This is a genomic window from Maricaulis sp. (genome assembly GCF_039978735.1).
Taxonomy (GTDB): Bacteria; Pseudomonadota; Alphaproteobacteria; order Caulobacterales; family Maricaulaceae; genus Maricaulis.
On the sequence record NZ_JBDWAS010000039.1, the window covers coordinates 25,790 to 37,820 of the forward strand.

9 protein-coding genes are annotated in these 12,031 nt (G+C 64.1%); 8 read left to right on the top strand and 1 reads right to left on the bottom strand.

The window, feature by feature from the left end; translation table 11 throughout:
• Positions 1 to 46: 46 nt before the first annotated feature.
• Positions 47 to 1,108, top strand: coding sequence for a substrate-binding domain-containing protein (locus ABJO18_RS10715; RefSeq protein WP_348515903.1), 1,062 nt, complete (start codon positions 47 to 49; stop codon positions 1,106 to 1,108).
• 81 nt (positions 1,109 to 1,189) lie between these two features.
• Here the strand turns inward: ABJO18_RS10715 and ABJO18_RS10720 are convergent, their stop codons facing one another.
• Positions 1,190 to 2,257: a glycosyltransferase family 1 protein gene (locus ABJO18_RS10720; protein WP_348508927.1), complete on the bottom strand. Its 1,068-nt coding sequence runs from the start codon at positions 2,255 to 2,257 to the stop codon at positions 1,190 to 1,192.
• A 505-nt stretch (positions 2,258 to 2,762) separates the two neighbouring features.
• Here ABJO18_RS10720 and putA point away from each other — a divergent pair.
• The 7 genes from putA (at position 2,763) to ABJO18_RS10755 (ending at position 12,031) form a co-directional block, all read left to right on the top strand.
• On the top strand, positions 2,763 to 5,888 hold the full coding sequence (gene putA / locus ABJO18_RS10725; RefSeq protein ID WP_348508925.1) for a bifunctional proline dehydrogenase/L-glutamate gamma-semialdehyde dehydrogenase PutA: 3,126 nt from the start codon (positions 2,763 to 2,765) through the stop codon (positions 5,886 to 5,888).
• A 286-nt stretch (positions 5,889 to 6,174) separates the two neighbouring features.
• Positions 6,175 to 8,070: a ribonucleoside-diphosphate reductase subunit alpha gene (locus tag ABJO18_RS10730; RefSeq protein ID WP_271187290.1), complete on the top strand. Its 1,896-nt coding sequence runs from the start codon at positions 6,175 to 6,177 to the stop codon at positions 8,068 to 8,070.
• 267 nt (positions 8,071 to 8,337) lie between these two features.
• A complete protein-coding gene (locus ABJO18_RS10735; protein WP_348508924.1) occupies positions 8,338 to 9,165 on the top strand; it encodes a lipid A-modifier LpxR family protein in 828 nt (275 codons plus the stop codon).
• Between the two features lie 184 nt (positions 9,166 to 9,349).
• The gene (locus ABJO18_RS10740; protein WP_348508923.1) at positions 9,350 to 10,384 is read left to right on the top strand and encodes a ribonucleotide-diphosphate reductase subunit beta; all 1,035 of its coding nucleotides are present in this window, start codon (positions 9,350 to 9,352) and stop codon (positions 10,382 to 10,384) included.
• A 48-nt stretch (positions 10,385 to 10,432) separates the two neighbouring features.
• Positions 10,433 to 11,263 carry a dihydropteroate synthase gene (gene folP, locus ABJO18_RS10745; protein ID WP_348508922.1) on the top strand — a complete coding sequence of 277 codons (831 nt, stop codon included), beginning with the start codon at positions 10,433 to 10,435 and terminating at the stop codon, positions 11,261 to 11,263.
• A 28-nt stretch (positions 11,264 to 11,291) separates the two neighbouring features.
• The gene (locus ABJO18_RS10750) at positions 11,292 to 11,687 is read left to right on the top strand and encodes a cupin domain-containing protein (RefSeq protein WP_348508921.1); all 396 of its coding nucleotides are present in this window, start codon (positions 11,292 to 11,294) and stop codon (positions 11,685 to 11,687) included.
• A complete protein-coding gene (locus ABJO18_RS10755; protein WP_348508920.1) occupies positions 11,684 to 12,031 on the top strand; it encodes a multidrug efflux SMR transporter in 348 nt (115 codons plus the stop codon). The genes ABJO18_RS10750 and ABJO18_RS10755 overlap by 4 nt, the downstream gene beginning before the upstream one ends.

Consider the following 12,031-nt stretch of genomic DNA (forward strand, 5'->3'; position numbering starts at 1 on the left):
GCGCTAGGCGAAACCGCGAAAAGCCAACCACGGGGGACCCCCACCCATGTCAGCGTTCAACAAATTCACCGCGGCGCTCCTGGCAGCCGCTGTCGGCACGGCCGGTGCCTATGCCATCCAGCAGCGCGAGCAGATCCGCATCGTCGGTTCCTCGACGGTCTTCCCCTTCTCCACGGCGGTGGCCGAGAGCTTCGGTGCCAAGACCCAGTTCTCCACGCCGGTTGTCGAGTCGACCGGCTCGGGCGGCGGGTTCCGCCTGTTCTGTGCCGGTGTCGGCGCCGAGCATCCGGACATCGTGAATTCCTCGCGCCGCATGCATGCCTCCGAGTTCGAGCGCTGCCAGAATAATGGCGTGCGCGAGATCACAGAGGTGCGCATTGGTTATGACGGCATCGTCATGGGCTCGGCCAGCGAAGCGGCTGAAGAGCTCGATCTGACGCTGACCCAGCTCTGGCTGGCTCTGGCCTCGGAAGTGCCCGCCGACGATACATGCTCGTCTTTCGTTGCCAATCCGAACGAGCGCTGGTCGGACATTGATCCGTCCCTGCCGCGTCAGCGGATCGAGGTGTTCGGCCCGCCGCCGACCTCGGGCACGCGCGACGCCTTCGTCGAACTGGCCATGCAGGCCGGTGCCGAAGGTATCGACTGCATGTCGGACCTCGCCGATGCCGATCACGACCGGTTCGAGACCATTGCCGGCCGGATCCGTGAGGACGGCCGCTGGATCGATGCGGGCGAGAATGACAACGCCATCGTCCAGACGCTGGTCAATACGCCCGACGCGTTCGGCGTGTTCGGCTATTCCTTCCTCGACCAGAATTACGACCGCCTCTACGGTGTGACGATCGACGGCGTGGCGCCGGAATTCGACGCGATCTCCGACGGCAGCTATCCGGTCTCCCGTTCGCTCTTCTTCTACGTGAAGAACCAGCACGCTGCGATCGTGCCGGGTCTGGCCGACTATGTCGCCGAGTTCACCTCGGACGCGGCCTGGGGCGAGTTCGGCTATCTGACCGATCGCGGCCTGATCCCGCTGGGCGATGAAGACCGCGAAGCAATCGCCAGCCAGGCGCAGTCGCTGGAAGCGATGACGCAGGCGCCGGACTGAGCGGCCGCTACATCGATCAAGAGACTAAAAAAGCGCCGGTCTTCACCGGCGCTTTTTCTTTCCCGGATCGCGAGTACTGCCTCAGTACAGCGATTTCTGGCGTCGCAGGCGGCGCCAGAAGCGGCGGCGTTCCGGCTTGGGGTGCGGTGTCAGGTTCTCGACGAAGTCGATGGCACACTGTTTCCAGGAATGCTTTTCGGCGTGGGCCCGGGGCGCGGCGCGGTCGATTTCCAGACAGTCCAGGCAGGCCTGGCGCAGATCGTCATTGATGAAGCCGCCGCCGGAGCCGGGGATGATGTCCTTGGGGCCGTGGGCAGGGAAGGCCGCAACCGGTGTGCCGCAGGCCATCGCTTCCAGATTCACCAGGCCGAACGTGTCGGTCCAGGACGGGAAGACGAAGACGTCGGCATCAGCGAAATAGCGCGCCAGCTCGTCCCCGAATTTCGAGCCCGGGAAGACCGCGCCGGGGAATTTCTGCTTCAGCTCCTCGCGCTGCGGGCCGTCGCCGACGACGACCTTGGTGCCGGGGAGGTCGAGCTTGAGGAAGGTCTCGATGTTCTTCTCGACCGCGATCCGGCCGACATTCACCCAGATCGGGCGCTCCAGGCCCTCATAGACATCCTCGCCATTCACGCGGCGCTTGTCCGGATTGAACAGCTCGATATCGACGCCGCGCGCCCAGGCCGTGAGGTTCTTGAAACCGCGGGCCGCGAGGTCGTCGCGCATCGACGGCGTCGTCACCATGATGCGGCCCGATGCGTTGTGGAACCAGCGCATGAAGGCATAGCCCGCCGAGAGCGGGATGAAGGGGAAGCGGGCGTTGACGTATTCCGGGAATTTCGTGTGGTAGCTCGTCGTGAAGGGCAGGCCCCACTTCTTGCAGATGCCGCGCGCCGCCTGGCCCAGCGGGCCCTCGGTGGCGATATGGATCGCTTCCGGCTCGAACTCCTTGAAGCGCCGGGCGATGTCGCCGCGCGCATTGATGGCGAGCTGGATCTCCGGATAGGTGGGCAGCGGAAAGGTCTTGTAGCCGAGGCCCGGATGGATCACCTCGATCTGGTGTCCCATGGCGCGGCATTCATCGACCGTGCGCGACAGGGTGCGCACGACCCCGTTCATCTGCGGTTCCCAGGCATCGGTCACCAGCATGATCCGCTGGGGACGTTCTTCCTTATCGTCCGCCGTGGTCTGCAGCTGCGTGCCGGTCTGGGCGGTTTCGTCTTCGAGGGGCTGGCTGTTGTCGGTCATCTCGATCCGTTTTCCGGGCCGCTTTCGGGCCGATAGTGTGGCCGGTTCAACCGGGGTCCCGCCGCGTTTAGCGGAACCGGTCCGGCATGTCAGCCATTAGCATACTGGCGAAAGCGCTGGCTTGAAGGAAAGAAAGCGGTTATCCGCCGCGCGGACTGCGTCCGGTGGACGCTCTGCTGCGCAAAATACCCTGCCGCCGCCGACCGGAATGCGGACAGGAAATTGTCCGCTGGCGGGTCGCGAACCAAGATCACGCAATGTTTGGGCGAAGTTACGGGCTCTTCGGTGTTTCGCGGTTATAAATTAGCCGCACACGAACACAAATGACCCGCACACTTGTCTTGCCCCGACGAAAAGACCGGACCATTGTCCGGGCCGTTCACTTGCTGGAGTGGGAGTTTCAGTTATGAATGTCCAGACCCGTGAAGCCCTGCGCTGGGATGATTTGGATTCGGTGAAGTTCGCCGACGAGAGCGCTGCCGTGAAGCGTCTCGCGGATGAAACGGGCCTGGATACAGACGCTCGCAAGCGCGTTCATGACGGTGCCATCGAGCTGGTGAAGACGGCGCGTGCGACCACGCGTTCGCGCGGCCTTATGGACAGTTTCCTGCAGGAATTCGGCCTGTCCAACAAGGAAGGCCTGGCGCTGATGTGCCTGGCCGAGGCGCTGCTGCGCGTCCCGGATGCGCCGACCGCCGACCGGCTGATCGCGGAAAAGATTTCAGGCGGTGCCTGGGCCGAGCATATGGGCCGGTCCGAGAACTGGCTGGTCAATGCGTCCACGCTGGGCCTGATGCTGACCGGTTCGATCATCGATGTCGATCCGGATGCGCGCCAGAACCCCGGCGACTACTGGCGCAAGATGACGGCGCGCCTGGGCGAGCCGGTGATCCGGGCGGCGGTGTTCCGCGCCATGGGGATCATGGGCGAGCAATTCGTGCTGGGCCGCAGCATTTCCGAAGGCATCAAGCGGGCGAAGAAGGGCGAGGGTGCCCTGTGCTCCTTCGACATGCTGGGCGAGGGCGCTCGCACCGCGGCCGATGCCGAGCGCTATCACAAACGCTATATCGAGGCGATCGATGCGGTCGGCAAGGTGCGCGGCGACAAGCCGGTCGAGCTGGAACACGGCGTCTCCGTGAAACTCTCGGCGCTGCACCCGAAATACCTGGCGGTGAAGGAAGAGCGGGTGATGGCCGAGCTCTATCCGAAACTGCTCGAACAGGCCACGCTGGCCAAATCCTACGATATCGGCTTCTGCCTTGATGCCGAGGAAGCGGATCGCCTGGTCGTCTCGCTGAAACTCCTCGAGCGGCTGGCGCGTGAGCCGGATCTCGCCGGCTGGCAGGGGCTGGGACTGGCCGTGCAGGCCTATCAGAAGCGCGCGCGCTTCGTGATCGAGCGCCTGATCGAGCTGGGCCGAGACACCGGGCACCGCTTCCTGGTGCGCCTGGTAAAGGGCGCCTACTGGGACACCGAGATCAAGTTTTCCCACCAGATGGGCTGGTCGGACTTCCCGGTGTGGACCACCAAGCCGGCGACGGATCTCAACTATCTCGTCTGCGCGCGGGTCATGCTGACCGCGCCGGACCAGATCTATTCCCAGTTCGCCACCCACAACGCCCACTCTCTGTGCGCTGTCCGTGAAATGGCGCAGCAGGCCGGTGTGGAGCATTACGAGTTCCAGCGGCTGCACGGCATGGGCGATGCGCTCTATGCCGCTGCTGCCAAGCTTCACGAGGAACGTCCGGTGCGCATCTATGCGCCGGTGGGCAGCCATGAGGACCTGCTGCCCTATCTCGTGCGCCGCCTGCTGGAGAACGGGGCGAACACGTCCTTCGTGCACTCCTTCCTCGATCCGGAAGTGCCGGTCGAAGACGTGGCGCGCGGTCCGTTCCGCGATGCCGAGACGATCGACCGTCACGCCCGCATTCCGCTGCCCGGCGATCTTTACGGCGAGGAACGTCCGAACTCCAAGGGTCTGGACCTGGCCCAGGCGCGGGTCCGCGCCAGCCTGGCGAAAGCCTTCCGCGATTTCGAGACGGCCGAACCGGTCACGGCCGCGCCATTGGTCAATGGCAAGCTGCTCGACGGCGCTGCTCACCATATCATGTCACCGGTGGATTCCGGCGAGTATGTGGGTACGGCGGTCGATGCGTCGGTCGACGATGTGAATGCCGCCTTTGAAATCGCCATCGCCGCCCAGCCGGCCTGGGATGCGCGCGGCGGCAAGGCGCGCGGCGCGATCCTGCGCGCCATGGGCGATGCGATGGAAGCGGATATGGAACGCCTGATCGCGCTGATGGCACGCGAGGCGGGCAAGACGCTCAATGACGGTATTGCCGAAGTACGCGAAGCGGTCGATTTCTGCCGATACTACGCGGCCCAGGCCGAGCGCGAGTTCGATTCGGATGTCCGCCTGCCCGGGCCGGCCGGCGAGACGAACCATCTGGGCCTGAAGGGCCGGGGCGTCTTCGTCTGCATCAGTCCGTGGAATTTCCCGCTGGCGATCTTTGTCGGCCAGGTCGCTGCGGCACTGGCGGCGGGCAATGCCGTTATCGCCAAGCCGGCCGAACAGACCCCGCTGGTGGCGTTCGAGGCGGTCCGCATGTTCCAGAAGGCCGGCCTGCCGGCCAGCGTACTGCACTTCCTGCCGGGCACGGGTGAGATCATCGGTGCGGCGCTGACCAATGATCCGCGCACACAGGGCGTTGCCTTTACGGGCTCGACGGAAGTCGCCCGCGCGATCAACCGGTCGCTTGCGGCGCGGGAGACGGCGATTGCACCGCTGATCGCGGAGACCGGCGGCCTCAACGGCATGTTCGTTGATACCACCGCACTGCGCGAACAGGTGGTCGACGATGCCATCATGTCGGCCTTCGGATCGGCCGGTCAGCGCTGTTCGGCGCTGCGCGTCATCTTCGTGCCGGAAGATACGGCGGACGAGCTGATCGAGTCGCTGGCCGGTGCGATGGACGAGCTGCAGCTGGGCGATCCGATGGACCCGGCCACCGACGTCGGCCCGGTGATCGACAATGAGCAGCGCGAGCTGCTGCTGCGCCACATGGAGCGCATGGAAGCGGCCGCGAAGGTGATCAAGAAGATCGACGATACCGAGCTGTCCGAGCGCGGCTTCTTCTTCGGCCCCGCCCTGGTCGAGCTGCCCTCGCTCGACATGCTGGATCGCGAAGTGTTCGGCCCGATTCTGCACGTGGTGCGCTACAAGCGCCGCGATGTCGGTGCCATCGCGCGCGAGCTGGCGGCGAAGGGTTACGGCCTCACCCTGGGCATCCATTCGCGCCTGGCATCTTTCCACAGGCAAATTCAGTCCATCGTTCCGGCGGGCAATGTCTATGTGAACCGGAACATGGTCGGCGCCGTTGTGGGCGTGCAGCCGTTCGGCGGGGAGGGCCTGTCAGGCACGGGGCCCAAGGCCGGCGGTCCACACTATCTGCACCGGTTTGCCGGCGAGCGGACGGTCACGATCAACATCGCGGCCCAGGGCGGCGACCCGGAACTGCTGAACCTGTCCTGATCGCCTGTATTAACGGGATTTAACCCTGTTGCGGGGCCCTCTCATCCGGTTTAATCGGGTGTGACGGGCCCCGCTGCGCATTCAGGATTTGTTAACCAAAAAATCCGCCCGCGGACCATTCTGGGCGTTGACCGGCCCGTCTCGTTGATCCACTATATGTTGGGTCGGCTGGACACAGCGACACACTATACAGAGTTTCTTTTGACCTTTCGGGTTCGTTCGCTGCGCGGAGCTGTCTACCGCGCGACAGGACTTTTTTGCCTCGGGCTTGGGGAGTAATGCCATCATGTCGCCACTGGATACGGCCACAAATCGCCAGATGGAAACCGATGTTGCCAAGACGCGTCCGGCGCGCCGCGGCAAGCCCAAATCCTCGGCCGGTGCACATCTGCGTCTGGTTGAAAGCGTCAAGATCGACCGGTCGCGCGATGCGCTGCTGACCGAGTTCGGCAAGAAGACGCTGGAAGACCGCTACCTGCTGCCGGGTGAGTCCTATCAGGACATGTTTGCGCGCGTCGCGACGGCCTATGCCGACGATGGCGAGCACGCCCAGCGTCTTTACGACTATATCTCGCGCCTGTGGTTCATGCCGGCCACGCCCGTCCTGTCCAATGGCGGCGCCGATCGCGGCCTGCCGATCTCCTGCTTCCTGAATTCGGTCGGGGATTCGCTTGACGAGATCGTCGGCACCTGGACCGAGAATGTCTGGCTCGCTTCCAATGGCGGCGGCATCGGCACCTATTGGGGCAGCGTGCGTTCGATCGGCGAGAAGATCGGCAAGAACGGCCAGACCTCGGGCATCATTCCCTTCATTCGCGTGATGGACAGCCTGACCCTGGCGATTTCCCAAGGCTCGCTGCGCCGTGGTTCGGCCGCCGTCTATCTCGACGTCCACCATCCGGAAATCGAGGAATTCCTCGAGATCCGCAAGCCGTCGGGCGATTTCAACCGCAAGTCCCTGAACCTGCACCACGGCCTCAACATTTCCGACGCCTTCATGAATGCCGTTGCCAATGATGAGGAGTTCGAGCTGAAGTCGCCGAAGTCGGGCGAGGTGGTGAAGACGGTCAATGCCCGCAAGCTGTGGCAGAAGATCATCGAGCTGCGCCTGCAGACCGGCGAGCCTTACATCATCTTCTCCGACACGGTGAACAACGCCCTGCCCGCGCACCAGCGCAAGCTGGGCCTGAAAGTGCGCCAGTCGAACCTGTGCGCCGAGATCATGCTGCCCACCGGTTTCGACCACAAGGGCAAGGAGCGCACGGCGGTGTGCTGCCTCTCCTCGCTCAATGCGGCGAAATATCTGGAGTGGAAGGACGATCCGGACTTCATCGAGGACATCTACCGCTTCCTCGACAATGTCCTGCAGGACTTCATCGACCGCGCGCCGGCCGAGATGGACCGCGCTGTCTATTCAGCGATCCAGGAGCGTTCGGTCGGTCTGGGCCTGATGGGCTTCCACACCTTCCTGCAGCAGATGAATGCGCCGTTCGAATCCGCGATGGCCAAGTCGTGGAACATGAAGCTGTTCAAGCATATCCGCACGGCGGCCGATGCAGCGTCGGTGAAGCTTGCCGAAGAGCGCGGTGCCTGTCCGGATGCCGAGGCGTCCGGTGTGAAGGCGCGTTTCTCGCACAAGCTGGCGATTGCGCCGACGGCGTCGATCTCGATCATCTGTGGCGGCGTCTCTGCCGGCATCGAGCCGATCCCGGCCAATGTCTACACACACAAGACGCTGTCCGGCTCGACCACGGTGAAGAGCCCGCAGCTCGAGGCGCTGCTGGAGGAAAAGGGGCTGAACACGCCGGCGGTGTGGGCCTCGATCCTGGAACACGAGGGTTCGGTGCAGCATCTCAAGGAGCTGGACGAGCACGAGAAGGCGCTGTTCCGCACGGCGTTCGAGATTGACCAGCGCTGGGTGATCGAGCATGCCGCCGACCGCACGCCCTTCGTGTGCCAGTCGCAGTCGCTCAACATCTTCCTGCCGGGCGATATCGATAAGTGGGACCTTCACATGCTGCACTGGTCGGCCTGGGAGAAGGGCGTGAAGTCGCTCTACTACTGCCGCTCCAAATCGGTGCAGCGGGCGGCCTATGCCGGCTCCGAGAAAAAGTCGGAAACGGAAAAATCGATGGAAGCCGCCGCGCCGACGGATTACGAAGAGTGTCTCGCCTGCCAGTAGGCGAACGCGACATACCGGCCGGTCCTTCGAGGGGGAGAGACCGGCCCCGGAAAGGGGATGGCGCTTCGCTGTCCCCTTTCTCATTCCATCCCTGCCGGGGTGTGTCCCCCATTGATCTCGTCAATGAAGGCGCCCGCGATATTGCGCTGTGTCATGGTCTTGTGATGGACCGTGTCACGTGCGCGGTCTAATCTTTCCTCGCGTCTGGAGTGAATCGGCATGCGCTTCGCGCGCCGATTGCTAATCTCGGCGCAGAGGGGATGATTGATGAGACTGGGGCGGACAGCCGAGCTTGTGACGGCCGGCGCGATTGCGCTGGGCGGCGTTGCTTTTGTGCTCATCGAGCCGGGCGATGCGGCGAGCGAATGGGCGTCATCATCCCGCATGATCCAGGATCAGTTTCGCGCCGAGGGCGAGGTCCGGCCGCTGTCGCCGGCAGCTGCCCGTGTCGCCCTGTCGGCGCTCTCCATGAATGACGATCCTTTCGGCGGCGAACCGCTTGCCTCGCTGACATCGCAGCAGGGCGCCCGCGTCGATCTGGGCGAGGCGGGCACGCTGGAAGTGGCGATTGTCGACCCGGCCGGCAGCGACAGGACGCAGCGTCTCTTCTCGCCGCGCGGAGACGGGTATTCGCCGGTCGTGATCGACCGCGGCGAGCGCGAAGCGACGGTGGCGGTCAATTATGAGCGACGCTTCGAAACCCAGGGGCAGGGCGAGGAGCTCGATGTCTCCTTCACGCCGAGAGCCGGCCTGAGCGTCGGCCCGGAGGGCTCTGCGGCCGGGGCGGGCGCGGAGGTTCGGGTCGGCCAGTATCTGCGGGGCGGTGAAGGCGAGCGGCCGCGCTGGTATGTCTTCGCCGGCGCGGACAGGCGCGCCCTGATGTACGACCCGTCCAAGGGGGTCGACTTCTCCAACGCCATGCAACTGGCCCAGCGCCAGGTCGTGGGCGATGCCCAGGCCGGTGTCGCGGTGCGGGTGGGCGAGGTGGACCTGTCGCTGGCCTATGTGCGCCGCGAGTACAAGCACGTCGCCGGCGTCACCAGTTTCGACGAGACCGAGGAGTTCGGCGCCGTCACGGTGAACTGGACCTGGTAGGGCGCTTGGGGCCGGACACAGCGCCGCACCCGGGTGAGCCAGGCATGGCGAATTGCAGGCGAATCGCGCACTCTCCACAGCCGCCTGTCGTCCGGAGCGCATCAAGCTGTAGACGTTTTGGAAAGGATAGGCACAATATCTTGTGTTCGATCCGATTCCGTTCCGCCCCGTGGGAGCTGCGACCATGACCCTGTCTGTTGAGAAAGCGCCGACTCTTTTGAGCCCGAGCCTGACCTACAAGCCGTTCCGCTATCCGTGGGCCTATGATTTCTGGCAGCGTCAGCAGCAGGTTCACTGGATGCCTGAAGAAGTTCCGCTCGGCGAGGACTGCAAGGACTGGGCGACCAAGCTGACGGACAAGGAGCGCAATCTGCTCACGCAGATCTTCCGCTTCTTCACCCAGTCGGACGTCGAGGTCGGCGCCAACTACATGGAAAACTACATGCCGCTCTTCAAACCGGTTGAAGTGCGCATGATGCTGGCCGCCTTCTCCAACATGGAGACGATCCACATCGCGGCCTATGCGCTGCTGCTGGAAACCATCGGCATGCCGGACAGTGAATTCTCCGCCTTCATGGAATACCAGGAGATGGCGGCGAAACATGACTATCTCGGCCAGTTCGGCTGCGACACCGAGAAGGACATTCTCACCTCGATGGCCGTATTCGGCGGCTTCACCGAGGGGCTGCAGCTCTTCGCCTCCTTCGCCATGCTGATGAATTTCCCGCGCTTCAACAAGATGAAGGGCATGGGGCAGATCGTCTCCTGGTCGGTGCGCGATGAGTCGCTGCACTGCGAAGGCATGATGCGCCTGTTCCACACGTTCGCGGCCGAGACCGGCGCCCTGACCCAGGGTGTGAAGGATGACATTGCCGATTGCTGCAAGACGGTGGTGAAGCTGGAAGACAAGTTCATCGAGCTCGCCTTCGAGGCCGGCGAGGTGGAAGGCATGACGCCCGAGGACATCAAGCAGTACATCCGCTACATCGCCGACTGGCGCATGAAGCAGCTCAAACTGCCGACGATCTATGGCGTCAAGGAACACCCGATCCCGTGGCTGACGGAAATCCTCAACGGCGTCGAGCACGCCAACTTCTTCGAGGCCCGCGCCACCGAATACTCCAAGGGTGCCACCAAGGGCGCCTGGCATGGCGATAACGGCGTGTGGGAGATGTTCGACAAGATGAAGAAGAAGGACGACAGCATCCCGGCGGAGTAGGGCGCATCTCGACTTGCCAAGCCTGACGGCGGGGACTAGCTAGCGGACATGCCGAAGTTCCGCACCCGTCGAAATTCTGACATCCCCTTCGTCATGGGCGTGCTCAATGTCACGCCCGACAGTTTTTCCGATGGCGGGCAGTGGATCGACCAGGACGCCGCGGTGCGCCGTGCCCTGGAAATGCTGAAGAACGGTGCCGATGTGATCGACATCGGCGGTGAGTCGACGCGGCCGGGCGCCGATCCGGTGCCCGAGGCCGAAGAGCTGCGGCGCGTCGTTCCCGTCATCAAGGCGCTGCGCGACGAGACGGCGGCGCGGATCTCCATCGACACGTTCAAGCCGACCGTCGCGCGCGCTGCGATCGAGGCCGGTGCGGATATCTGGAACGATGTCATGGCGCTGCGCTATGAGGGCGCGGTGGAAACGGCGGCCGAACTGGGTGTGCCGGTGATCCTGATGCACATGTCCGGCACGCCGCAGGACATGCAGAAGAACCCGCAATACGACGATGTCGTCTCCGAGGTCTGCGACTTCCTGACCGAACGCGCCGACATTGCTATGGCGGCAGGCGTGACGGCCGACAGTATCTGGCTTGATCCGGGCATCGGCTTCGGCAAGTCGCTGGATCACAATCTGGCGCTCATGCACGATCTCGATGAGGTGATCGGTCTGGGCTATCCGGTACTGTTCGGCGCCTCGCGCAAGCGTTTCATCGCGGCGATCGATGAGGGCGCTGCCGAAATGGAGCGGCTGGGCGGCTCGCTGGCCGCGGCCTTGCGCGCGGCACAGGCCGGTGCGGCGATGGTGCGGGTGCACGATGTGCGCATGACGGTGCAGGCACTCAAGGTTCAGGCCGCCATTCGCAAGGGACGCGCCTGATAGCGCCAGTCACCGGCAGGAGGTCAACTTGCCCGGAACCACATTCGATCCGCGAAAGACCTATATCCACCTGGCGCCCAGCGGGGCGTCCGAAGTGGACACGTCCGGCGACTTTTGGGGCGAGCTGGCCAGCGGCCAGCGCGACTATCCCGGTCGCCTGGCGATGGTGCTGCCGATGACCGGCGACTTCCCGCACTGGGAACGGCATCCGGCCGGCGAGGAGCTGGTCATGATGCTGTCGGGAACCATGGATCTCATTCTGGAAGAGGATGCGGGCGAACGGACGGTCCGTATCGGCCCCGGCGAGGCCGTGCTGGTACCGACCGGTGTCTGGCACCGCGGTGTCATCATCGAACCCGGCGAAGCGCTGTTCGTCACCGAAGGCGAAGGCACGGATCACAAACCGGTCGAGGACAGGCCATGAACCTGTCGCTGTTCGGTCCCTGGACCCTGCTCGTGCTCGGCGGAATCCTGGAAATGGTCTGGGCGCTGGGCTTCAAATATGTCGGCCGCGACGCGCCCTGGTGGCAGCAGGGCGGGGTCGTGCTGGCGCTGATCGGATCGATGACGCTGCTCTTCCTGGCGATGAAGCAGCTGCCGGCCGGCACGGCCTATGCCGTATGGACGGGGATCGGCGCCCTGGGCGTCGCAACGCTCGGCATCCTGGTCTTCAAGGAACCGGCGACGCTGGCCCGTATCGTCTTTCTGGCACTGATCCTGATCGGCATTATCGGGCTGAAGGCGACCAGCGGCTCCAGCGCCGGCTGA

Excerpts from the sequence above, each read along its gene's own strand:
- putA (WP_348508925.1), top strand. The coding sequence starts at position 2,763 with ATGAATGTCCAGACCCGTGAAGCCCTGCGCTGGGATGATTTGGATTCG.
- ABJO18_RS10755 (WP_348508920.1), top strand. The coding sequence starts at position 11,684 with ATGAACCTGTCGCTGTTCGGTCCCTGGACCCTGCTCGTGCTCGGCGGA.
- ABJO18_RS10740 (WP_348508923.1), top strand. The coding sequence starts at position 9,350 with ATGACCCTGTCTGTTGAGAAAGCGCCGACTCTTTTGAGCCCGAGCCTG.
- ABJO18_RS10735 (WP_348508924.1), top strand. The coding sequence starts at position 8,338 with ATGAGACTGGGGCGGACAGCCGAGCTTGTGACGGCCGGCGCGATTGCG.
- ABJO18_RS10720 (WP_348508927.1), bottom strand. The coding sequence starts at position 2,257 with ATGCTGGTGACCGATGCCTGGGAACCGCAGATGAACGGGGTCGTGCGC.
- ABJO18_RS10730 (WP_271187290.1), top strand. The coding sequence starts at position 6,175 with ATGTCGCCACTGGATACGGCCACAAATCGCCAGATGGAAACCGATGTT.
- folP (WP_348508922.1), top strand. The coding sequence starts at position 10,433 with ATGCCGAAGTTCCGCACCCGTCGAAATTCTGACATCCCCTTCGTCATG.
- ABJO18_RS10715 (WP_348515903.1), top strand. The coding sequence starts at position 47 with ATGTCAGCGTTCAACAAATTCACCGCGGCGCTCCTGGCAGCCGCTGTC.